The following is a 22,730-nucleotide window of genomic DNA, read 5'->3' as shown; positions in this document are numbered from 1 at the left end:
TTGGGAGACAGAGCACCGGGTGCTAACGTCCGGACTCAAGAGGGAAACAACCCAGACCGCCAGCTAAGGTCCCTAAAATTGGCTAAGTGGGAAACGAAGTGGGAAGGCTAAAACAGTCAGGATGTTGGCTTAGAAGCAGCCATCATTTAAAGAAAGCGTAATAGCTCACTGATCGAGTCGTCCTGCGCGGAAGATGTAACGGGGCTAAGCCAGTTACCGAAGCTGCGGATGTGCAATTTATTGCACGTGGTAGGAGAGCGTTCTGTAAGCCTGTGAAGGTGTCTGGTGACGGATGCTGGAGGTATCAGAAGTGCGAATGCTGACATGAGTAGCGTTAAAGGGGGTGAAAAGCCCCCTCGCCGTAAGCGCAAGGTTTTCTACGCAACGTTCATCGGCGTAGAGTGAGTCGGCCCCTAAGGCGAGGCAGAGATGCGTAGCTGATGGGAAACAGGTCAATATTCCTGTACCGATGTGTAGTGCGATGTGGGGACGGAGAAGGTTAGCTCAGCCAACTGTTGGATATGTTGGTTCAAGCCTGTAGTCGTGCCCGGTAGGCAAATCCGCCGGGCTTAGATGAGGGGTGATAACGAGTCTGCTTGCAGACGAAGTGAGTGATACCCAGCTTCCAGGAAAAGCCACTAAGCTTCAGCTACACACGACCGTACCGCAAACCGACACTGGTGCGCGAGATGAGTATTCTAAGGCGCTTGAGAGAACTCTGGAGAAGGAACTCGGCAAATTGATACCGTAACTTCGGGAGAAGGTATGCCGCAAGTAGGTGATCCTGTACAAGGGGAGCCCAAAGCGGTTGCAAAAAATCGGTGGCTGCGACTGTTTAATAAAAACACAGCACTCTGCAAACACGAAAGTGGACGTATAGGGTGTGACGCCTGCCCGGTGCTGGAAGATTAAATGATGGGGTGCAAGCTCTTGATTGAAGTCCCAGTAAACGGCGGCCGTAACTATAACGGTCCTAAGGTAGCGAAATTCCTTGTCGGGTAAGTTCCGACCTGCACGAATGGCGTAACGATGGCCACACTGTCTCCTCCAGAGACTCAGCGAAGTTGAAATGTTTGTGATGATGCAATCTCCCCGCGGAAAGACGGAAAGACCCCATGAACCTTTACTGTAGCTTTGTATTGGACTTTGAACAGATCTGTGTAGGATAGGTGGGAGGCTTTGAAGTGAGGACGCTAGTTCTCATGGAGCCAACGTTGAAATACCACCCTGGTGTGTTTGAGGTTCTAACCTTGGTCCATTATCTGGATCGGGGACAGTGCATGGTAGGCAGTTTGACTGGGGCGGTCTCCTCCCAAAGCGTAACGGAGGAGTTCGAAGGTACGCTAGTTACGGTCGGACATCGTGACGATAGTGCAATGGCATAAGCGTGCTTAACTGCGAGACTGACAAGTCGAGCAGATGCGAAAGCAGGACATAGTGATCCGGTGGTTCTGTATGGAAGGGCCATCGCTCAACGGATAAAAGGTACTCTGGGGATAACAGGCTGATACCGCCCAAGAGTTCATATCGACGGCGGTGTTTGGCACCTCGATGTCGGCTCATCTCATCCTGGGGCTGTAGTCGGTCCCAAGGGTATGGCTGTTCGCCATTTAAAGAGGTACGTGAGCTGGGTTTAAAACGTCGTGAGACAGTTTGGTCCCTATCTTCCGTGGGCGCTGCAGATTTGAGGAAGCCTGCTCCTAGTACGAGAGGACCGGAGTGGACACACCTCTGGTGTATCGGTTGTCACGCCAGTGGCATTGCCGAGTAGCTAAGTGTGGAAGAGATAACCGCTGAAAGCATCTAAGCGGGAAACTCGTTTCAAGATGAGATCTGCCGGGGCCTTGAGCCCCCTGAAGAGTCGTTCGAGACCAGGACGTTGATAGGTTGGGTGTGGAAGCGCAGCAATGCGTTAAGCTAACCAATACTAATTGCTCGTGAGGCTTGACCCTATAACTTTGATCCCAAAGCGGATTGAAGACTAGTTATGCCAAGTCGCAATCAAATATAATCTGATTTCAGTCTCTATGAATTCGCCTAAGCGCTCGACAAACTGAGCGCCGAAGCAAAAAGTTATGCCTGATGACCATAGCAAGTTGGCACCACTCCTTCCCATCTCGAACAGGACAGTGAAACGACTTTGCGCCGATGATAGTGCGGGTTCCCGTGTGAAAGTAGGTCATTGTCAGGCTCTTACAGCAAGCAAACCCCCAGCGCCCCAAAGGCCTGGGGGTTTTGTTTTTTCCGGCGCAAAATCCGGACTTCCATGAAGACAAAAAAAGAGAGCGCTGCGCGCTCTCTTTTTCGTTTGTCAGGCCCAGCGCTTTCAGCAGCTGTTGGCCAGCGCCTGAAGCCACAGCGCGACGGCCTTGGCGCCCGGGTCAGGGTGGCCTAATGCACGCTCTCCGAGATAGCTGGAGCGCCCGCGGCGTGCAACGACCTCGGCGGTGGCCGCGCAGCCTTGTTCCGCGGCGTCGGCCGCGCGCTGCAGGGCCTGCGCCAACGGCAGCCCGGCCGCGTCTTCCCAGGCCCTCGCTGCGGGGATCAAGGCATCGAGCATGGTGCGATCGCCCTGGCGCGCCCCACCCACTTCCATGATGCCCTGGGTTGCCGCGCGCAAGGCCGCAGCACCGTCGCCGGGCGTGTTCTGCAGTGACTGGGCGGCGCGCAGCAGACCGATGGCATACAGCGGTCCCGAGGTGCCGCCAAGGACTCTGCGCAGCGTGGCCGACATGGCGCGCAGCGTTGCGGGCAGATCGTACAGTGGGTAGCCGGGCAGGGCCTGGCGAAGGGCCTGGGCGCCGCGGCTCAGGCTGATGCCCAGGTCGCCATCGCCGACCACCTGGTCCATACGGGTCAGCTCGGGCTCGGCCGCTTCCAGCGTGTCGAGCACCTGGGTGATGGCATGCTTCAGCCCGGGCCGTGCGGCGGCCTGCGCTACGGCGTAGCCGGCGGTATCCGATGACAGCGATCCGGCGCCGGCACGCGTGATGCGCCCTGGGTTGGCGATCAGGCCCTGGTGGGCCGCAGGCCAGGCGCTGGCTTCGGCCGGCGCGTCGAGTGCGGCCAGCAGCGGCGCATCGAGCCGCATCAGCGACAGCGATACGCCGCTCATTTCAAGCGCCGAGAGGAAGGTGCCGGTCCAGGCGCGTTCGGCATGGATGCCACGCTGCGCCAGATGGTGCAGCGCCGCTTGCGTGACGATGGCCATTTCCATGGCGGGCGTGCCGCCGAGGTTGTTGATCAGCAGCGCCACGCGCTCTTCGGCCTGAATGTTCTGGTCCTGCAGCAGCACGTTGAGAATGCGTTCGACCAGGACGCGAGCCGGCGCCAGCGGGGCGCGCTGCACGCCGGGCTCGCCATGAATGCCCAGGCCCAGCTCGATCTCGTCGTCGCCCAGAGTGAAGCTGGGCTTGCCTGCGGCGGGAACGGTACAAGGCGACAGCGCCACGCCCATGGTGCTCACGGCCTGGGCGGCGTGCATTGCCGCAGCGTGCACTTCGGCCAGCGACTTGCCGGCGGCTGCGGCAGCGCCCGCGACCTTGTGCACGAGCACCGTGCCCGCGAGGCCGCGCCGGCCCGCGTGTTCGCCGCGCGCGCTGAGCGCTGCATCGTCGGCTACGACCACGGTTTCCACCGCAATGCCGCGGCTGCGCGCGATTTCGGCCGCGAGGCCGAAGTTGAGGCGGTCGCCGGTGTAGTTCTTGATGATCAGCAGCACGCCCGCAGGATTGGCGACGGCTTCGATCGCGGCGAGCACCGCGTCGGCGCTGGGAGACGTGAAGACGTCGCCGACCACGGCTGCCGTGAGCAGGCCCGGCCCGATGAAGCCCGCATGCGCGGGCTCGTGCCCCGCGCCACCGCCCGAGACCAGCGCGACTTCATGGCGGGCCTTGAGCGCATCGACATCGGCGCGCAGCGCGATGTTCTGGCCTTGCAGCAACTGGATTGCGGGTTGGGACAAGGCCAGCCCCTGGAGCATGTCGGGGACGACGTCGAGAACGCTGTTGATGAGTTTTTTCATGAAAGCTTTCAGAGGTCTTTGTCGCCGGCCCGGCGCGCGCGGGCAGAGGGGTCAGGCCGCGCCGCTCTGCGGCGGTGTGAGGCAGGCGCCGTCGACGAAGACCTTGAGTTCTCCGGTACGAAAGTGTGTCCACTCCTCGTTCTTGGTCAGCGGTGCGGTGACGATGATCGCGACGCGGTCGTTGGGCGTGGTTTCGTGCGCGAAGTCGACGCTCAGATCTTCATCCGCGAGTTGGGCCTGGGGAAAGGGGTGGCGGCGCTCGGTGTAGCACAGCGCTGTCGTTGCATGTGCCCACAGCGCTTCGCCGTTGGACAGCAGGAAGTTGAAGGTGCCGTGGGGTGAGATCCTGGCCGCGAGATCGCGCAGCGTATGGGTCAATTCCTCGATGCTGGGCAGGCCCGCATGCGATTTCCACAGCTCCTGCATGATCCAGCAGAAAGCGCGCTCGCTGTCGGTATCGCCAATGGGGCGGAAATGGGAGTGCAGCTTTGGAGCGTATTCCTTGAGATCCCCGTTGTGGGCAAACACCCAGTTGCGGCCCCAGAGCTCGCGCACGAAAGGGTGGCAGTTCTGCAGGCTGGTCACACCCTGCGTGGCCTTGCGGATATGCGCAATGACATTGCAGCTCTTGATCGGGTATTCGCGGATCAGCTGGGCCACGGGAGATGTCACGGCCCGCTGGTGGTCTACGAAGTGACGCAGGCCCTTTTCCTCGAAGAACGCGATGCCCCAGCCGTCGGTGTGATCACCGGTGTTTCCCGCGCGCTGCGCAAAGCCGCTGAAGCTAAAGCGCACGTCGGTCGGGGTGTTGCAATTCATTCCAAGAAGCTGGCACATGGTGAGGTCGGGGAAAACAAAGAAAAAAGTGCGGCGTGAGCCTATAGCCTAACTTCAGCAGCGGCTTCTGTGCACGAAAAGTGTGCAATGCGGGGAGATAGTGCGTGTGCGGCGCAGGGTGTGGGCGCCAAACCTTGCCGGATGTCCATCGCCAGTGGCCGCGATGGGGGCCGCCGCGGGGCAGCGGCGGCGTTGGCGCTTCTGGCGTTGCACCAGAAGCGCGGTCGCGTATCAGCTGCGTTCCGACCAGAGCACGCCGCCCGTGGACCAGTTCTCGCGCTTCACATCGGTGATCAGGATGTCGACCGACTCGGGCGAGCCGCCCAGCACTTCGACGCTCACGCGGGTGATTTCCGCGACAAGCTTCTTCTTCTGTTCGATGGTGCGGCCTTCCATCATTTCAACATGGTACGTGGGCATGACAACTCCTGGAAAAAACCAACATCATATCGGTGGACTGGTGCTTGTCGGCACGGGCGTCAGCGCGGCGCAGGCCGGGCACAGGCAGGACCGGCCCCGCGCGCTGTCCGGAATCTGCGCCAGGGTGGAGGGCGCGATGCTTGCGCCCATGCACCAGCAGTCTTCGGGCGGCGTGGCCGCCATGACGGCGCATTGGTTGCTGCGGCCGCACAGCGGGCAGCGGGTGGGGTCGGGGAGCGCAGGGCGGGACATGCGCCAGTGTAGGGCGCCTGGCCGTGCCATGCGCGCTGTACGATTTTGAGGGCAGGCCGTTCATCCTTTGACGCGGCCGGCGAGGCAGGCTCAGGACGAACGGGGTGGGCGCAGGGCCGCGCCCGTTCTGGAATCGGTCAGGCCGCGGCCTTGACCTTCTGGCGCCAGGCGTGCAGCAGCGGCTCGGTGTAACCCGATGGCTGCTCCAGGCCCTTGAACACCAGATCGCAGGCCGCGCGGTAGGCGTAGGAGCTGTCGAAATGGCCGGCCATGGGCCGGTACAGCGGATCGCCGGCGTTCTGCTGGTCGACGATGGCGGCCATGCGCTCGAACGTTGCGCGCACCTGGGCTTCGCTCACCACGCCATGCAGCAGCCAGTTGGCGATGTGCTGGCTCGAGATGCGCAGCGTCGCGCGGTCTTCCATCAGGCCCACGTTGTGGATGTCGAGCACCTTGGAGCAGCCCACGCCCTGGTCGACCCAGCGCACCACATAGCCCAGGATGCCTTGGACGTTGTTGTCGAGTTCCTGCTGGCGTTCGGCGTCGGACCACTTGGCTTCCTTGACCACGGGCACCTGCAGCAGTCCCGCGAGCAGGTCGTCGCGCGCGGCGTCGGCATTGGTCTTTTCGAGCTCGGCCTGGATCTCGGCAACGTTGACCTGCTGGTAATGCAGCGCATGCAGCGTGGCGGCCGTGGGCGAGGGCACCCAGGCGGTGTTGGCGCCGGCCTTGGGATGGCCTATCTTCTGCTGCAGCATGTCGGCCATCAGGTCGGGCATGGCCCACATGCCCTTGCCGATCTGTGCGCGGCCGCGCAGTCCCATGCCCAGGCCGATCAGCACATTGCTGCGTTCATAGGCGGGCAGCCAGGCGCTGGTCTTCATATCCGCCTTGCGGACCATGGGGCCGGCATGCATTGCGGTGTGCATCTCGTCGCCCGTGCGGTCGAGGAAGCCGGTGTTGATGAAGGCCACGCGCGCGGCGGCGGCGGCAATACAGGCCTTGAGGTTGACGCTGGTGCGGCGTTCCTCGTCCATGATGCCCAGCTTGACGGTGTTCGCGGGCAGGCCCAGCACCTGCTCGACGCGGCCGAACAGTTCGTCGGCAAATGCCACCTCGGCGGGGCCGTGCATCTTGGGCTTGACGATGTAGACCGAGCCTTCGCGGCTGTTGCGTATGCCCGGCGTGCCCAGGCCCTTGAGGTCGTGCAATGCGATTGCCGTGGTGACCATGGCGTCGAGAATCCCTTCGGGAATTTCCTTGCCCTCGGCACCCCAGAGGATGGCCGGGTTGGTCATGAGGTGGCCCACATTGCGCAGGAACATCAGCGAGCGGCCATGCAGCTTGAGCGGCTGGCCATCGGCGCCCGTGTATTCGCGGTCGGGGTTCAGGCCGCGGGTCACGGTCTTGCCGCCCTTGTCGAAGGATTCGGTCAGCGTGCCCTTGAGAATGCCCAGCCAGTTGCTGTAGCCCAGCACCTTGTCTTCGGCATCCACCGCAGCGATCGAGTCTTCGAGGTCGAGGATGGTCGACAGCGCCGATTCCAGCACCACGTCGCTGACGCCGGCCGCATCGGACTTGCCGATGGCCGTGCTGCGGTCGATGCGGATATCGAGGTGCGAGCCATGGTTCTTGAGCAGCACGGACGAGGGCGCCTCTGCGCTGCCTTGGTAGCCGACGAATTTCGCCGGGTCCTTGAGACCGGTGATCTGGCCGTCGGCGAGCGTGACCGCGAGCTTGCCGTCGACCACCGCGTACAGCTTGGCCTGGGCATGCGAGCCCGTGGCCAGTGGTGCCGACTGGTCGAGCACGTTGCGTGCGAAGGCGATGACCTTGGCACCGCGCACGGGGTTGTAGCCCTTGCCCTTTTCGGCGCCATCGGCTTCGCTGATCACATCGGTGCCGTAGAGCGCGTCATACAGCGAGCCCCAGCGCGCGTTGGCGGCGTTGAGCGCGTAACGGGCGTTGAGGATGGGCACGACCAGCTGGGCACCGGCCTGGGTCGCGAGTTCAGCGTCCACGCCCGTGGTCGTGGCCTGCACGTTCTGCGGCGGCTCGACCAGGTAGCCGATGCGGCTCAGAAAGCTGCGGTAGCCGGCCATGTCGGTGATCGGGCCGGGGTGTGCCTTGTGCCAGGTGTCGAGTTCGGTCTGCAGGCGATCGCGTTCGGCGAGCAGCGCAGCATTGCGCGGCGCCAGGTCGCTGACCAGGGCGTCGAAGCCTTGCCAGAACGTCGCGGGCGCAATGCCCGTGCCGGGCAGCACCTGGTCATTGATGAATTGGTGCAGTTCGTTGGCTACCTGCAGGCCGTGGACGGTGGTGCGATCGGTCATGAAATCAACCTCGGAATGAAAAAGGGGCAACGCTGCGACGTGCGCAGGACATGGAGCTACTGTATTTGAATTGTTTGTGCCTATAAACCGCTTCAAAAGTGCAGAACTCATGACTTTTACGCAAAAGTGCCTGTGCGGGCCATGGCGCAGTGCGACATAGAGGTATCTGCAGGTCGCTGCCGGGCTTTGTCTCCATAATCCCGGCATGGACAAACTCAAGGCGTTCGAGTCATTTGTGTCAGTGGCGACCAAGGGCAGCCTCACGGCCGCGGCCAAGGCCGAAGGCGTGGCCCCGGCCATCATGGGACGGCGGCTCGATGCGCTCGAAGAACATCTGGGCGTCAAGCTCATGGTGCGCACCACGCGGCGCATCTCGCTGACGCATGAAGGCAGCGCGTTTCTCGAAGACTGCCAGCGGCTGCTGTCGGACGTGGCAAATGCCGAAGCCAGCGTCTCGGCCGGCGGCGTCAAGGCCACGGGCCATCTGCGCATCACCGCGCCCGCGGGCTTTGGCCGGCGCCATGTCGCGCCGCTGGTGCCGCGCTTTCGCGATCTGCATCCCGAAGTCAGCATTTCGCTGAACCTCAGCGACCGCGTGGTGGATCTGGCCGGCGAAGGCTTCGACTGCGCGGTGCGCGTCGGCGACCTGCCCGACTCGTCGCTGGTGAGCGTGCGCATTGCCGACAACCGCCGCCTGTGCGTGGCGACGCCGGCCTATCTGGCTCGGCGCGGTACGCCTGCGCATCCCAGCGAACTGGCGCAGCATGATTGCCTCACGCTGTCGAGCGACGCTTCGCAGACGCGCGGCTGGGCATTCCGTATTCCCCAGCCCGATCAGAGCACGCACGATGTCGTGCATTTCAAGTCGGGCGGTCCGCTCGACTGCTCGGACGGGCAGGTGTTGCATGATTGGTGCCTGGGCGGCTGGGGCATTGCCTGGCGCAGCACCTGGGAGGTCGAGGCGGAAATCGCCGCGGGCCGGCTGGTGCCCGTGCTCGAGGAGTTTGCCGCACCGCCCAACGGAATCTATGTGGTCTTTCCCCAGCGCAAGCACATGCCATTGCGCGTGCGGCTGTGGATCGACTACCTGAAACATCACTATCAACAAGCTGATTTCTGGAAAAACGGAGTTGCCCCATGACCTTTGAAGCCACGCTCGCAGCACTGCACCTGCTCGCTGTCCTGACCCTTGTGGTCTTTCTGTCGAGTCAGGCCGCGCTGTGCCGTGCCGAATGGATGAACGCCGCAGTGGTGCGCCGGCTCGCGCGGCTGGACCTGATCTACGGGATCGCGGCGCTGGCGCTGCTGCTCACCGGGCTTGCGCGCCTGTATTGGGGCACCAAGGGCGTGTCCTGGTATGTCTCGCAGCCGCTGTTCCATGTGAAGGTGACGCTGTTTGTGCTGGTCGCACTGCTGTCGATCAAGCCTTCGCTGACGTTCCGCCGCTGGGTGCGCGCGCAGGCTGACGGCCAGTCCCTGCCCGATGCCGGCGAAGTGGCGCGCACGCGCCGCTGGATCATGGTGCAGGCGCATCTGGTGCCGGTGATTGCGGTCATTGCCGTGTTCTGGGCGCGGGGGATGTGACCCCATTGGATGTTTTGCTGGGGCGGCCCGGCGCTGGTGGGGCCTTTGCGCCAGATGTTTGAGGCCAGGCCGTTCATCATTCGACTGGCTCAGGACGAACGGGAAATAACGCCTGGCGATGCACGTCTCGCTTAACCCGCTCAGGACGAACGGCGAGGGCCGGGCAGCAGCCCGCGGACGACAAGTGTGCAGCGGCTGACGCACATACGCCACACGGTCGAATCCGCGTGGGCGGCACAAAGCGGGGCGGGCACGTAAAATCCCGCGATGCTCTCCGTCAAACTGGAATTGCTCGCGGCCCTGGCCGCTGAGCTGGAAAAATTGTCGCCCGGCGCCGGTGCGCGCGCCGCTTTCGAATCCCCCAAGGTGGCTGCGCACGGCGATTACGCCTGCACGGCTGCCATGCAGTTGGCCAAGGCCGCCAAGCAGAACCCGCGACAACTGGCGCAGACGCTCAGCGATGCGCTGATGGCCACGCCGGCTTTCACGCGCTGGGTCGATGCGTTGGAAATTGCCGGCCCCGGCTTTCTCAACGTGCGCCTCAAGCCCGCGGCCAAGCAGGAAATCGTGCGCGAAGTGCTGTCGGCGGCGCAGGCGTTCGGTCAGCAGCCTTCGCGGGCGGAAAAACTGCTGGTCGAGTTCGTCTCGGCCAACCCCACGGGCCCGCTGCATGTGGGCCATGGCCGCCAGGCCGCGCTCGGCGACGCGCTGTGCAATCTGTTCTCGACCCAGGGCTGGGACGTGCACCGCGAGTTCTACTACAACGACGCGGGCGTGCAGATCCAGACGCTGACCAACAGCACTCAGCTGCGCGCCAAGGGTTTCAAGCCCGGCGATGATTGCTGGCCCGTCGATCCCGAGAACCCGGCCAGCAAGGCGTTCTACAACGGCGACTACATCCAGGACATCGCCAACGACTTTCTCGCGAAGAAGACCGTCAAGGCCGACGACCGCGAATTCACCGCCAACGGCGATGTCGAAGACCTCGACAACATCCGCCAGTTCGCGGTCGCCTACCTGCGCAACGAGCAGGACAAGGACCTGCAGGCATTCAACCTGCGCTTCGACGAGTACTACCTCGAGTCCAGCCTCTACACGTCGGGCCGCGTGGACCGCACCGTCGAGCGCCTGATCGCCAACGGCCACACCTACGAGCTCGATGACGCGCTGTGGCTCAAGTCGACCGACTACGGTGACGACAAGGACCGCGTGATGCGCAAGCGCGACGGCGGCTACACCTACTTCGTTCCCGATGTGGCCTATCACATCGCCAAGTGGGAGCGCGGCTTCACCAAGGTCATCAACATCCAGGGCACGGACCACCACGGCACGATTGCCCGGGTGCGCGCCGGCCTGCAGGCCGCCGACGTGGGCATTCCCCAGGGCTATCCCGACTACGTGCTGCACACCATGGTGCGCGTGGTGCGCGGTGGCGAGGAAGTCAAGATCAGCAAGCGCGCGGGCTCGTATGTGACGCTGCGCGATCTGATCGAATGGACCAGCAAGGACGCGGTGCGCTTCTTCCTGCTGAGCCGCAAGCCCGACACCGAATACACCTTCGATGTCGATCTGGCGGTGGCGCAGAACAACGACAACCCGGTCTACTACGTGCAGTACGCCCATGCGCGCATCTGCTCGGTGCTCAAGGCCTGGGGCGGCGATGCGGCGCAGCTCAAGAGCGTGGACCTGTCGGCGCTCGAAGGCCCGCAGGCGCAGGCGCTGATGCTGCAGCTGGCCAAGTACCCCGACATGCTGACGGCCGCCGCCCAGGGCAATGCCCCGCACGACGTGACGTTCTACCTGCGTGATCTGGCCGCTGCCTATCACAGCTACTACGACGCCGAACGCATTCTGGTCGACGACGAGGCCGTCAAGCTGGCGCGCCTGGCGTTGATCAGCGCGACCCGCCAGGTGTTGCACAATGGTCTGGCAGTGCTGGGCGTGTCCGCTCCAGAACGCATGTAAACCGATCACACCATGAAGAAACAGCAACGCGGCGGCACCATTCTCGGCATCATTCTTGGCATCATCGTCGGCCTGGGCGCAGCCCTGGGCGTGGCGGTATATGTCAGCAAGGTGCCCGTTCCTTTCCTCAGCAAATCGTCGAAGAACGCCGACCAGGATGCGGCCGAGGCCAAGAAGAACAAGGATTGGGATCCGAACTCTCCGCTGTACGGCAAGAACCCGGCGCGCATCACCGTGCCCGCGGCGCCCGATGCGGCGACCGGAGCGGTGACGGGCGGGGTGGCAGCGCCTGCCACGGCAGGAGTGACCGCGGCGCCTACCGATGTGCCGACCAGCCAGCCCGTGGCACCGGTCACCGCCACGACGTCTGCCGGCACCAAACCGGACGCCAAGGCGGACGCCAAGGCGGCGGCGTCCAGCGATCCGCTGGGCGATCTGGTCAAGGCCAAGTCGGCCGAGGCCAGCGCCGCAGAAAGCTTCAACTACTTCGTGCAGGCCGGCGCTTTCCGCAGCCCGTCCGATGCGGAAGCCCAGCGCGCCAAGCTTGCCATGCTGGGCTGGGAGTCGCGGGTCAGCGAGCGCGAACAGAACGGCCGCACCGTGTTTCGTGTGCGCGTAGGTCCGTTCGCCAAGCGCGATGACGCCGAGCAGCTCAAGGGCAAGCTCGAAGGCGCGGGCGTGGATTCCGCGCTGGTGCGGGTGCAGCGCTGAACTTTTTAGCGCGCCCGCCCTCTGACCTATCAGAACCGAACAAGGAGTGTTGTTTCATGAAACGCCGTGAGTTTTCTCTGGCTGCCGCTGCGGCAGCTTCCGCTTCCGCTTTTTCCTTTGTCGCCACGCCTGCTCTGGCCCAGGCCGCGTTCAAGGAAGGCAAGGATTACGCCAAGCTGTCCAAGCCCGTGGCGACCACCGCCGGCGCCGGCAAGGTCGAGGTGATCGAGTTCTTCTGGTACAGCTGCCCGCATTGCCATGCTTTCGAGCCGGCGTTCGCGGCCTGGAAGTCGGCGGCGCCCGCCGATGTGGTGGTGCAGCGCGTGCCCGTGGGCTTCAATGCCAGCTTCGTTCCCCAGCAAAAGCTGTACTACGCGCTGCTCGCCATGGGCAAGCTCGATGAAGTCCACACCAAGGTGTTCCAGGCAATCCACGTCGAGCGCAACCGCCTGGCCAAGGATGACGACATCTTTGCCTGGGTCGGCAAGCAGGGCGTGGATGTGAACAAGTTCAAGGAAGCCTACAACTCGTTCACCGTGTCCAACCAGGTGCGCAAGGCGACCCAGCTGCAGCAGGACTACAACGTCGAAGGCGTGCCTTCGATCGGCGTGGCCGGGCGCTTCTACACCGATGGCACGATGGCCGGCAACATGGCCAATGTGCTGCGCGTGACCGATCACCTGATCGCCGTGAGCCGCAAGGGCTGATAGCGCCCGGCACATGCCGCACCAGCCCGCCTTGCGCGGGCTTTTTTGTGTGCGCGCTTCGCTCGGGCCTGCGGCTGTCCGGCCTTTCATCCCCTGGTTCATGTCAGGGCGTGGCGAATTAATGGGTGACACGCCCTACAATGGTCGCAAGATTCGTGCCCTCCATGAAAAAACGCCTACTCCCCCTCCTATTGCTTTCAGCCCTTGTCTGCGGCACGGTGCAGGCCGAAAAGGCCGACCGCAACAAGCCCATGAACATCGAGGCCGATGCACTGCGCCACGATGAACTCAAGCAGACCAGTGTCTTCACCGGCAACGTGGTGATGACCAAGGGCACTATCGTGCTGCGCGGCGCGCAGCTCGACGTGCGCCAGGATGCCGAGGGCTATCAGTTCGGCACCGTGATCGCGGCACCGGGCAAGCGCGCGTTTTTCCGGCAAAAGCGCGACACCTTGCCGGGTCAGCCCGATGAGTATGTCGAAGGCGAGGCCGAAGTCATCGAGTACGACGGCAAGGTCGACAACGTCAAGCTGATACGCCGCGGCGAACTGCGCCGCTACCGCGGCACGGCGCTGAGCGACGAGATCACGGGCGCGGTCATCGTCTACAACAACCTCACCGATGTGTTCACCGTCGACGGCCAGGCCCGTGCGCCAGGCGGCGGCAGCACGGCTTCGGGAGGGCGGGTGCGCGCCGTGCTCGCGCCCAAGGAGCAGCCGCCGGCCCCGCCTGCCGCGCCGGCCGCCAACCTGCGTCCCAGCATGACCATCGAACCGAAGAAATGAGCCGCGCTCCGTGAACCCAACCCCGCCCGAATCCAGCCGCCTTGAAGTCAAGCACCTGGCCAAATCCTATGGCAGCCGCAAGGTCGTCAAGGACGTCTCGCTGGCGGTGCAAAAAGGCGAAGTCGTGGGCCTGCTGGGACCCAATGGCGCGGGCAAGACCACGTCGTTCTACATGATCGTGGGCCTGGTGCGCTGCGATGCCGGCGACATCTTCATCGACGGCCAGGCGGTGGGCAACATGCCCATCCACCAGCGCTCTCGCCTTGGGCTGTCGTATCTGCCGCAGGAGGCGTCGATCTTTCGCAAGCTCAGTGTCGAAGACAATGTGCGCGCGGTGCTCGAACTGCAGCGCGACGATGACGGCAAGCCGCTGACGCGCGACGAAATCGAGCGCCGCCTGCTGGCGCTGCTGCAGGAGCTGCGCGTTGACCATCTGCGCGAATCGCCTGCGCTGGCGCTGTCGGGCGGCGAACGCCGGCGCGTCGAGATCGCGCGTGCGCTGGCGACCCAGCCGCGCTTCATTCTGCTGGACGAGCCTTTTGCCGGTATCGATCCCATTGCCGTGATCGAGATCCAGCGCATCATCGGCTTTCTCAAGGCGCGCGGCATCGGTGTACTGATCACCGATCACAACGTGCGCGAAACGCTGGGCATCTGCGATCACGCCTTCATCATCAGCGACGGCCATGTGCTGGCGCAGGGCACGCCTGCGGAGATCGTGGAAAACGCCGATGTACGCCGGGTCTACCTCGGCGAGCACTTCCGGATGTGATGGCCATGTGCATGAGCTTGTGTCGGTCTGAGGGGGAATGCTGTTGAAGCCGGGTCTGTCTCTACGTGTATCGCAGCATCTCGCACTCACGCCCCAGCTGCAGCAATCGATCTGGCTGCTGCAGCTCTCGACGCTGGAGCTGAGCCAGGAAGTCGAGCACATGCTCGACGACAATCCGTTCCTGGAACGCACCACCGAGGAAGCCGAGCGCGAGGAGTTCGGCCTGGCGCAATCCGATGTGCCCGCGCAGCGCGACGACTATGCCGACGACGCCTACGCATCGACTGCGTCGACCAGCGAGAAATCCAGCAGCAGCGAAACCGACGGCAGCGAAGTCACGGCCGCGGCCGATGCCGCACCCGATTGGGAAGGCGACGGCAGCGCCGATCTGGCGCCCGACGACAGCGAATGGGGCGGCGAAGCGCGCGCGCGCAGCGGCGACGACGACACCGAAGCCCAGGATCTGGCACATGGACATGAGTCGCTGACCGATTTCCTGCACCGCCAGGCGCTGTCGCTGCGCCTGGGCGATGTCGATCGCGCGGCGCTGCGCTTCATGATCGAATCGCTCAACGAACATGGCTATCTCGAGGACCCGCTCGAGGAACTCGCCGCGGGCCTGGCCGGGCCCGACGCGCTCGAGGAGCAGGAAGAGCTGGTCCACCATTTCACCGTGGCGCTGCGCCTGCTGCAGTCGCTCGAACCCGTGGGCGTGGGCGCGCGCAACCTGGCCGAATGCCTCACGCTGCAGCTCAAGCACCTGGCGGCGCGCGATGACGAACACACCGACGCCGCGACCGTGCAGACCGCGCTGCGCATCTGCGAGCAGCCCATGGACCTGCTGGCCCGGCGCGATGTGCGCCGGCTGATGCAGGCCTGCGGCGCGAGCGACGAACGCATTCGCGCGGCCATGGCCCTGATCGCGCGGCTGGAGCCCCGGCCCGGCCGGCGCTTTGCCGACGTGGAGCGCAATCTGGTCGTGCCCGACGTGCTGGTGCGCAAGATGGCGCGCAGCAGCGGCGACGGCCAGCCGCAGTTCAGCGTGCAGCTCAACCCCGACGTGATGCCGCGGCTGCGCGTGCACGACATCTATGCCAACGCCTTGCGCGGCCACAAGGGCAGCGAAGGGCATGCGGGACTGCAGCAGCGGCTGCAGGAGGCGCGCTGGTTCATCAAGAACATTCAGCAGCGCTTCGACACCATCCTGCGCGTGTCGCAGGCCATCGTGCAGCGGCAGAAGAACTTCTTCACCCATGGCGAACTCGCGATGCGCCCGCTGGTGCTGCGCGACATCGCCGATGAACTGGGCCTGCACGAGTCGACGATCAGCCGCGTGACCACGGCCAAGTACATGTCGACGCCCATGGGCACCTATGAACTCAAGTATTTCTTCGGCTCGGGCCTGGGCACCGAGACCGGCGGCAATGCGTCGAGCACTGCGGTGCGCGCGCTGATCAAGCAGTTCGTCGCGGCCGAGAACCCGCTCAAGCCGCTGTCGGACAGCCAGCTGGCCGACATGCTCAAGGAGCAGGGCATCGAGTGCGCGCGCCGCACCGTGGCCAAATACCGCGACGTGCTGAAGATCGCGCCGGCCAATCTGCGCAAGTCGCTGTAGCGCCCAGGGTCTGGCAACATGACCTCGAATGTTCGCACTTCACGGCAAACGCGTATCCTTGCCCCCCTGCTATGAATCAACTGCAACTGTTTTTGCCCTGCGCCGCCGGCGTTGAGGACTATCTGGCCGATGAGGCCCACCGTATCACGGGGCTCACGGGACACGACCTGCTCGTCGGCCGCGGCGGCGTGATGCTGCGCGCCTCGTGGCGCGATGCGCTGCTGCTCAACCTGCACAGCCGGCTCGCGCAGCGCGTGCTGGTGCAGTTGTCGACCTCGCAGTACCGCAACGAGAACGACCTGTACCGCGCGGCCAGCGAAGTGGCCTGGGAAATCTGGTTCACTCCGCGCCAGAGCTTCAAGATCGAAGTCACGTCCCAGCACAGCCCGCTGACCAGCCTGAATTTCGCCGCGCTGCGCGTCAAGGACGCGATCGCCGACCGCTTCCGCGCCAAGACCGGCGTGCGCCCCGACGTCGAGACCCGTTATCCCGACGTGCGCGTGCACCTGCACTTGACCACGGACGAGGCAACCATCTACATGGACACTTCGGGCGAAGCGCTGTTCAAGCGCGGCTGGCGCGAAGACAAGGGCGATGCCCCGCTCAAGGAAACGCTGGCCGCGGCAATGATTGCCGCCACCGGCTGGGACCCGCATGGCGACAATCCGCAGCCGCTGTACGACCCCTGCTGCGGCAGCGGCACGGTGGTGATCGAGGCCGCGCAGATCGCCTGCAGGATTCCTCCGGGCATCCAGCGCCGCTTTGCGTTCGAGAAGCTCGTGCCGTTCCAGCCCCATGTCTGGGAAGCCATCGTGCGCCAGGCCGAAGACGCGATCTGCGAAAGCCCGGTGGGCATCTATGGCTCCGACGTCTCGCACCGCATGGTCGATTTCGCCGAACGCAATGCCGAGCGCGCGGGCGTGGCCCGGGCCGTGAATCTGCGCGGCGGTGATGCGCTGCAGCGCATGCCGCCCAGCGAGCAGCCCGGCGTGATGGTGCTGAACCCGCCTTACGGCGAGCGTATCGCCGCGGCCGGCACCGCGGGCCGCAATGCGGCCGAGCGCATGGGCCAGGTGGAGCAGGTGGGCCGCGAGACCGCGCAGACCGAGGACGGCGTCGAGTTCTTCAATGAACTCGCCTCGCACTGGAAGAAGAACTACAGCGGCTGGCAGGCGTGGATGCTCACGCCCGACCTCAAGCTGCCCGGCAAGATGCGCCTCAAGGAGTCGCGCCGCGTGCCGCTGTGGAACGGTCCCATCGAATGCCGCATGTTCCGCTTCGACATGATCAAGGGCGCGGTCAAGCCGCGCAAGAACGCCGACGGCGCAGCGCCCCAGGCATGAAGATCGTGCTGCGCTGGCCGCAGTGCAATGCGGCCGCTGACGGCGTGGTGCCACGTCCCCTGGTGCTCGATACCAACATGGTGCTTGATCTGCTGGTCTTTGACGACCCGGCAATCGCGCCGCTGCGCGCCTTGCTCGCCAACGGCGAGCTGCGCTGGATCGCCGATGCCGCGCAGCGCGTGGAACTCGAGCGCGTGCTGGGTTATCCACAGATCGCGCCGCGCCTGGCTTTCTACGGCCTGAGCAGCGCAAGCGTGCTCGCGGCCTTCGATGCCGGAGTCGACTATCAGCCCGAGGCGCCCGCGATCCAGATCGTCTGCAAGGACCCCGACGACCAGCACTTTCTCGCGCTTGCGGTGCAGCACCGCGCCTTGCTGCTGAGCAAGGACAAGGCCGTGCTGGTGCTGCGCAAGCGCCTGGCGCTGCGCGGCGCCACCGTGGGCAATCTGCTGCTCGCGCCCCAGGCCGAACCCGCGCTCGCGGGCTGAATCCACCCGGCGCCATTGCGCGCCGGGATACTCCCATGCCCGGCTGTGACTATGCCGGGCGGCTACACTGCCGGCAATTGTTTGCTGCGTTCCCGCGCAGCCCCGGCCGTGTCGCGCTCCTGTGATGGCTGCGGCCTCCACGAAAGTTTCACCATGACCGAACAAAACACTCCCATTCCCGCCGATGAAGAACTGGCGGCCGCCGATGCGGCCCTGGACGGCGACGCGCTCGAAGAACTGGACCTGATTCTCGAAGACCTGCGCTCGCGCGGCGAGGAAATTCCCCAGTGGGAATTCTGCGACGGCTTCCTCACGGCCCTGGTCTGCACGCGCCGCGCGATTCCCGCGGCCGAATACCTGCCCATGCTGCTGGGCGACGGCGCCGAACTCGAAGTGACCGCAGGCCAGCCCCTGCCCAAGATCGAAGCGTTCAAGGACATCGAGCAGCAGGAGCGTTTCCTGGCGCTGTGGCAGGCGCGCTGGGATGAGGTTTCCCAGCAGCTGGACGCCGACGTGAAGACGCTCGACGACGAGCGCACCTTCCAGCCCGAAGCCATGGACATGCGCGGCGCGATCGCCAGCCTGCCCGAGGAAGAGCGCGCCGAAATGGAAGGCCAGGAGATTCCTTCGTTCGGCCAGGTCTGGGCGCTGGGCTTCATGTTTGCCGTCGAAAACTGGCCCGAAGAGTGGGCCGCTCCGCGCGACAAGGAAGCCGCGCAGTGGCTCGACGCCGCGCTCGAATCGGTCGTTGCGCTGACCGAAGACGACACCGGCAAGCCCGAAGTCTGCATGTATGACGAAAACGGCCCGGCCAGCACCAGCCAGGCGCGCGTGGAGCAGTTCGGCGAAGCCATCTGGGGCATCTATGACCTGCGCCAGCTGTGGAAGAGCATGGGCCCGCGCCAGGAAACCATCGTCAAGGGCGTGCAGCCCGGACGCAACGATGCCTGCCCCTGCGGCAGCGGCAAGAAGTTCAAGAAGTGCCACGGGGCTTGATTTAAAGCACCCCCTGAGCCGCTAAAGCGGCTTCCCCCTCTCATCCTTCGGTGGAGGGGGGCGCCCGGCTAGGGACGGCACCCTTGCTGCGCGACGGCGCTTGCTCGGTGCCCCTGGCCTGGGGCACGCCAGTTTCATAGGCAGTGCCCAGTGCCTCGCCTCTCTTGTTCTTGGCAGGGGGCGCTGCGTGCGCCTTGATCGTTATGGCCACACCTTTTCTTTCCCGTCTGCGCGCCGAATGGGCGCCGAGCATTCCGCGTGAACTGCTGGCCGGCGCGGTCGCGACGTTTGCGCTGATTCCCGAAGTCATCGCGTTCTCGTTTGTCGCCGGCGTCGATCCGGCCGTGGGGCTTTACGCGTCGTTCGTGATCAGCATCGTCATCGCTTTCGCGGGCGCGCGCCCGGCGATGGTGTCGGCGGCCGCGGGCTCGGTGGCACTCGTTGCCGCGCCGCTGGTGGCCGCGCATGGCCTGTCGTATCTGCTGGCCGCGGGCCTGCTCGCGGGCCTGGTGCAGATCCTGTTCGGCTGGCTGCGCATGGGGCTGCTGGTGCGCTTCGTCTCGAGCTCGGTGCGCACCGGCTTTGTCAACGCGCTGGCCATCCTGATCTTCAGCGCCCAGCTGCCGCATCTGGAGAAGGCCAACGGCGCGGGCTGGGCGCTGCTGGCGCTGGGGCTGGCGCTGATCTACGGCCTGCCCTGGATGGCGCGCCGCCTGAACTTCGCGGCGCTGGCCGCAATTCCTTCACCGCTGATCTGCGTGCTGGTGCTGACGCTGCTGGCCGCGGGCCTGGGCCTGCCGGTGGCAACCGTGGCCGATCTGGGCCATCTGCCCGATGCGCTGCCGTCGTTCGGCCTGCCCGACGTGCCACTGGTCTGGGACACGCTGCGCATCATCTTGCTGCCGGCCATTGCCATTGCCATGGTGGGCCTGCTCGAGTCGGTGCTCACCGCGGCCGTGGTCGATGAAATGACCAATACGCCCAGCGACAAGAACCGCGAATGCACGGGACTGGGCCTGGCGAATGTCGCGGCCAGCTGCTTTGGCGGCATCGCGGGCTGCGGAATGATAGGCCAGGCCGTGGGCAATGTGACCTATGGCGGGCGCGGCCGGCTGTCGACGCTGTTTGCGGGCGTGTTCCTGCTGCTGCTGATCGTGCTGCTCAAGCCCTGGGTGGCGCTGGTGCCGGTCGTGGCGCTGGTGGCCATCATGGTCACGGTGTCGGTGGCCACGTTCAACTGGGCCAGCATAGGCGAGATCGCACGCCATCCCAAGACTTCGACGACGGTGATGCTGGCCACGGTGGTGCTGACGCTGATCACGCACAACCTGGCCGTGGGCGTGGCCGTGGGCGTGCTGCTCAGCGGCGTGTTCTTCATGGCCAAGGTGTCGCAGCTGCTGCAGGTGCGCAGCGCAGACGACAGCACCGGGACGCGCACCTGGACGGTTTCGGGCCAGGTGTTCTTTGCCTCGGCCGATGCGCTGGTCGACGCGTTCGACGTGCGCGGCGCCGAAGGGCGCGCGGTGCGCATCGATGCCAGCGGCGCGCAGTTCTGGGACATCACCGCCGTGGCCGCGCTGGAGAAAGTCGTGCAGCGGCTGCGCGCGCATGGCTGCGCTGTCGAAGTCACTGGGCTCAGTGCCAGCAGCCGGCAACTGATGGAAAGAGTGAAGTAACGGCTTTTTAGCGCAGGCCGTTCATGGTTCGACGGGGTCGCCTAGACAGGCTCACCACGAACGGGAAAACCGTTCGGGCTGAGCTCGTCGAAGCCCAGACTTGAACCGAGCAGCTACCCCAAGCGCCGCAGCAAGCCCTGGAGCGCATGCTCCACCGTCTGCTGTCGCACCGCGGCGCGATCGCCGTCGAAGCGCCGGCATTCGGCATCGGCGTGGCCGTCAATGCACCAGCCGAACCAGACCGTGCCCACGGGCTTGGCGGCCGAGCCGCCGCCGGGGCCGGCGACGCCGGTGACCGCCACGCTGCAGCGGGCGCGCGAATGCGCGACCGCGCCCCGGGCCATGGCCAGCGCCACGGCTTCGCTCACCGCGCCATGGGCGTCGATGAGCGCCGCGTCCACGCCCAGCATCTCGGTCTTGGCCTGGTTGGAATAGCTCACGAAACCGCGTTCGAACCAGTCGCTGGAACCCGCGATGTCGGTGCAGGCGCCGGCGATCAGGCCGCCGGTGCAGCTTTCGGCCGTGGCCATCTGCGCGCCGCGCGTCCGCAGCGCGGTCGCAAGTTCGGTCACAAGTGCTTCAGTCATGGAGTCAGAAGAAGAAATGGCGCCACAGCGCGATGGTCAGCAGCGTGCAGCCCGCAGCGATCAGGTCGTCGAACATGATGCCTATGCCGCCGCGCCAGCCAAAGCCCTTGAACAGCTGATCTGCCCAGCGCACGGGCTGGGGCTTGACGGCGTCGAAGAAGCGGAACAGCGCGAATGCGCACAGCTGGCCCCACCAGCCCATGGGCATGCAAAGCCACAGCACCAGCCAGATGCCCACGACTTCATCCCAGACGATGTGGCCGGGGTCGGCGACGCGCATGTGCTGGGCGGTGACGGCGCAGGCCCAGCAGCCGACGATCAGCGCGCCGGCAATGATCCAGCCGATCTGGGACGGCGTGAACCAGAGCTGCAGCAGCAGGAACGTGAGCCAGCCCCAGAGGCTGCCCACCGTGCCCGGCGCGATGCGGCCCAGGCCCGAGCCCTGGCCCAGCGCAATGAAATGCGCGGGGTGGGTCATCATGAAGCGCATGCTGGGGCGGTAGGGCGCCGGCGGCTTGCGGGTGGGGCGGGGGGCTTCAGCAGGCGTGGCAAAAGGGCGTGACATACGTGAATCAAAAGTGTTTTGACAATCAATAGTTTAATTCTATTGCTGCCATGGCCTGGCATTTGTGAGAGTATGCGCCGCCGCCCCGACCGCTCAAACGGAAAAATGATCGAACGATGCGTAGCGTTTGACCAGCTCCTGTCCCTGCGCGTCGAGCAGCCGCAGTCCGGACTGTGCCTGTGCGCTGCCGATGCGCGTGACGGGCGTGTCACTGGCCCGGGCCGCGGCTGCGACCTGGGCGCGCATTTCTGGCGCGGCGGTAAAGCACAGTTCGTAATCGTCGCCGCCCGCAAGCGTGCATTGCCGGATCAGTTCCTCATTCTCGGTCAGGCCGGCCGCCAGCAGCGCACCGGTCAGCCGTGTATCGATGCAGGCGCCCACGCGCGACTGCGCGAGGATATGCCCCAGATCGCCCAGCAGGCCGTCGCTGACGTCCAGCGCGCTGCTGGCGATGCCGCGCAAGGCCTGGCCCAGCGCCACGCGCGGTGTCGGCATTTCGAGCCGCAGTCGGGCTGCGGCCAGCGTGGCCGGCGGCAGCGTCAGATGGCCCTGCAGGGCTTCGAGCGCCAGGCGTGCATCGCCCAGGGTGCCGCTGACGTAGATGTCGTCGCCGGCGCGCGCGCCGCTGCGCAGCAGCGCCTGGCCCGCAGGCACTTCGCCAAAGACGGTGATGCAGATGTTGAGCGGGCCTTGCGTGGTGTCGCCGCCTATGAGTTCGCAATCATGTGCGTCGGCCAGCGCCAGCAGACCCTGGGCGAAGGCCGACACCCAGGCGGTATCGGCACGCGGCAGCGACAGCGCCAGCGTGAACGCCAGCGGCCGTGCGCCGCAGGCCGCGAGGTCGCTGAGGTTGACGGCGAGCGCCTTGTGGCCCAGGCGCAGCGGATCCACATCGGCGAAGAAGTGCCGGCCCTCGACCAGCATGTCGCTGGACACCGCGAGCTGCATTCCCGGCGTGGGCGCAAGCAGCGCGCAGTCGTCGCCCACGCCCAGCGCGGCGCGGCGCACGGGGCGCGTGAAAAAAGTACGGATCAGGTCGAATTCACCCATCTCAAGGCTTTCTGAATTTA

Annotated in this window: 20 protein-coding genes and 2 rRNA genes (1 of these 22 only partly in view); 14 read left to right on the top strand and 8 right to left on the bottom strand. The window is 65.0% G+C overall.

The window, feature by feature from the left end; translation table 11 throughout:
* Together ACSVDO_RS19920 and rrf are read left to right on the top strand one after the other, a co-directional pair.
* Positions 1 to 1,952 (top strand): 23S ribosomal RNA (locus ACSVDO_RS19920); it begins 925 nt to the left of the window's first position.
* Between the two features lie 126 nt (positions 1,953 to 2,078).
* Positions 2,079 to 2,191: ribosomal RNA gene (gene rrf, locus ACSVDO_RS19915) — 5S ribosomal RNA — on the top strand.
* A gap of 135 nt (positions 2,192 to 2,326) precedes the next feature.
* On the opposite strand, the gene dhaL is transcribed toward rrf, so the two are convergent.
* From dhaL to ACSVDO_RS19890, 5 genes are all read right to left on the bottom strand, one after another.
* Entirely contained in the window at positions 2,327 to 4,024 is a 1,698-nt protein-coding gene (gene dhaL, locus ACSVDO_RS19910) for a dihydroxyacetone kinase subunit DhaL (RefSeq protein WP_489594220.1), read from the bottom strand.
* Positions 4,025 to 4,075: 51 nt separating this feature from the next.
* Positions 4,076 to 4,861, bottom strand: coding sequence for a class II glutamine amidotransferase (locus ACSVDO_RS19905; RefSeq protein WP_489594219.1), 786 nt, complete (start codon positions 4,859 to 4,861; stop codon positions 4,076 to 4,078).
* Between the two features lie 231 nt (positions 4,862 to 5,092).
* Positions 5,093 to 5,281, bottom strand: coding sequence for a 4-oxalocrotonate tautomerase (locus ACSVDO_RS19900; protein ID WP_159918343.1), 189 nt, complete (start codon positions 5,279 to 5,281; stop codon positions 5,093 to 5,095).
* A 24-nt stretch (positions 5,282 to 5,305) separates the two neighbouring features.
* On the bottom strand, positions 5,306 to 5,533 hold the full coding sequence (locus ACSVDO_RS19895) for a cysteine-rich CWC family protein (RefSeq protein ID WP_489594217.1): 228 nt from the start codon (positions 5,531 to 5,533) through the stop codon (positions 5,306 to 5,308).
* 137 nt (positions 5,534 to 5,670) lie between these two features.
* Positions 5,671 to 7,866: a malate synthase G gene (locus ACSVDO_RS19890; RefSeq protein WP_332549195.1), complete on the bottom strand. Its 2,196-nt coding sequence runs from the start codon at positions 7,864 to 7,866 to the stop codon at positions 5,671 to 5,673.
* A gap of 205 nt (positions 7,867 to 8,071) precedes the next feature.
* Here ACSVDO_RS19890 and ACSVDO_RS19885 point away from each other — a divergent pair, with 205 nt between their 5' ends.
* The 12 genes from ACSVDO_RS19885 to ACSVDO_RS19830 all read left to right on the top strand — a co-directional run bounded on the left by ACSVDO_RS19885 (position 8,072) and on the right by ACSVDO_RS19830 (position 20,508).
* Entirely contained in the window at positions 8,072 to 9,007 is a 936-nt protein-coding gene (locus tag ACSVDO_RS19885; RefSeq protein WP_332538125.1) for a LysR family transcriptional regulator, read from the top strand.
* Entirely contained in the window at positions 9,004 to 9,450 is a 447-nt protein-coding gene (locus ACSVDO_RS19880) for a DUF2214 family protein (RefSeq protein ID WP_489594215.1), read from the top strand. Before ACSVDO_RS19885 ends, ACSVDO_RS19880 begins: the two co-directional genes overlap by 4 nt.
* 267 nt (positions 9,451 to 9,717) lie before the next feature.
* On the top strand, positions 9,718 to 11,415 hold the full coding sequence (argS, locus tag ACSVDO_RS19875) for an arginine--tRNA ligase (protein WP_332538123.1): 1,698 nt from the start codon (positions 9,718 to 9,720) through the stop codon (positions 11,413 to 11,415).
* 12 nt (positions 11,416 to 11,427) lie between these two features.
* Entirely contained in the window at positions 11,428 to 12,126 is a 699-nt protein-coding gene (locus ACSVDO_RS19870) for an SPOR domain-containing protein (protein WP_489594213.1), read from the top strand.
* A 56-nt stretch (positions 12,127 to 12,182) separates the two neighbouring features.
* Positions 12,183 to 12,833: a thiol:disulfide interchange protein DsbA/DsbL gene (locus tag ACSVDO_RS19865; RefSeq protein WP_489594211.1), complete on the top strand. Its 651-nt coding sequence runs from the start codon at positions 12,183 to 12,185 to the stop codon at positions 12,831 to 12,833.
* Between the two features lie 164 nt (positions 12,834 to 12,997).
* Positions 12,998 to 13,618 (top strand): lipopolysaccharide transport periplasmic protein LptA, encoded by a 621-nt coding sequence (lptA, locus tag ACSVDO_RS19860; RefSeq protein WP_332538120.1) that lies wholly within the window; start codon positions 12,998 to 13,000, stop codon positions 13,616 to 13,618.
* 10 nt (positions 13,619 to 13,628) lie between these two features.
* Entirely contained in the window at positions 13,629 to 14,390 is a 762-nt protein-coding gene (lptB, locus tag ACSVDO_RS19855) for an LPS export ABC transporter ATP-binding protein (RefSeq protein ID WP_332538119.1), read from the top strand.
* 43 nt (positions 14,391 to 14,433) lie between these two features.
* Positions 14,434 to 16,005 (top strand): RNA polymerase factor sigma-54, encoded by a 1,572-nt coding sequence (locus ACSVDO_RS19850; protein ID WP_332538132.1) that lies wholly within the window; start codon positions 14,434 to 14,436, stop codon positions 16,003 to 16,005.
* A gap of 71 nt (positions 16,006 to 16,076) precedes the next feature.
* Positions 16,077 to 17,348 carry a THUMP domain-containing class I SAM-dependent RNA methyltransferase gene (locus tag ACSVDO_RS19845; protein ID WP_332538118.1) on the top strand — a complete coding sequence of 424 codons (1,272 nt, stop codon included), beginning with the start codon at positions 16,077 to 16,079 and terminating at the stop codon, positions 17,346 to 17,348.
* A complete protein-coding gene (locus tag ACSVDO_RS19840; RefSeq protein ID WP_489594208.1) occupies positions 17,345 to 17,836 on the top strand; it encodes a PIN domain-containing protein in 492 nt (163 codons plus the stop codon). The genes ACSVDO_RS19845 and ACSVDO_RS19840 overlap by 4 nt, the downstream gene beginning before the upstream one ends.
* Positions 17,837 to 17,989: 153 nt before the next feature.
* On the top strand, positions 17,990 to 18,832 hold the full coding sequence (locus ACSVDO_RS19835; protein WP_332538115.1) for a YecA/YgfB family protein: 843 nt from the start codon (positions 17,990 to 17,992) through the stop codon (positions 18,830 to 18,832).
* A gap of 203 nt (positions 18,833 to 19,035) precedes the next feature.
* A complete protein-coding gene (locus tag ACSVDO_RS19830; protein ID WP_489594206.1) occupies positions 19,036 to 20,508 on the top strand; it encodes a SulP family inorganic anion transporter in 1,473 nt (490 codons plus the stop codon).
* Between the two features lie 113 nt (positions 20,509 to 20,621).
* On the opposite strand, the gene ACSVDO_RS19825 is transcribed toward ACSVDO_RS19830, so the two are convergent.
* From ACSVDO_RS19825 to thiL, 3 genes are all read right to left on the bottom strand, one after another.
* Positions 20,622 to 21,095: a CinA family protein gene (locus tag ACSVDO_RS19825; RefSeq protein WP_489594204.1), complete on the bottom strand. Its 474-nt coding sequence runs from the start codon at positions 21,093 to 21,095 to the stop codon at positions 20,622 to 20,624.
* Positions 21,096 to 21,099: 4 nt separating this feature from the next.
* A complete protein-coding gene (locus ACSVDO_RS19820; protein ID WP_332538130.1) occupies positions 21,100 to 21,585 on the bottom strand; it encodes a phosphatidylglycerophosphatase A family protein in 486 nt (161 codons plus the stop codon).
* Positions 21,586 to 21,753: 168 nt separating this feature from the next.
* Positions 21,754 to 22,710 (bottom strand): thiamine-phosphate kinase, encoded by a 957-nt coding sequence (gene thiL, locus ACSVDO_RS19815; protein WP_489594202.1) that lies wholly within the window; start codon positions 22,708 to 22,710, stop codon positions 21,754 to 21,756.
* Positions 22,711 to 22,730: the final 20 nt, after the last annotated feature.

This window comes from Comamonas sp. DB36 (assembly GCF_057914905.1).
Note: the sequence above shows the minus strand (reverse complement) of the source record. Positions and strands in the feature narration are given on the sequence as shown.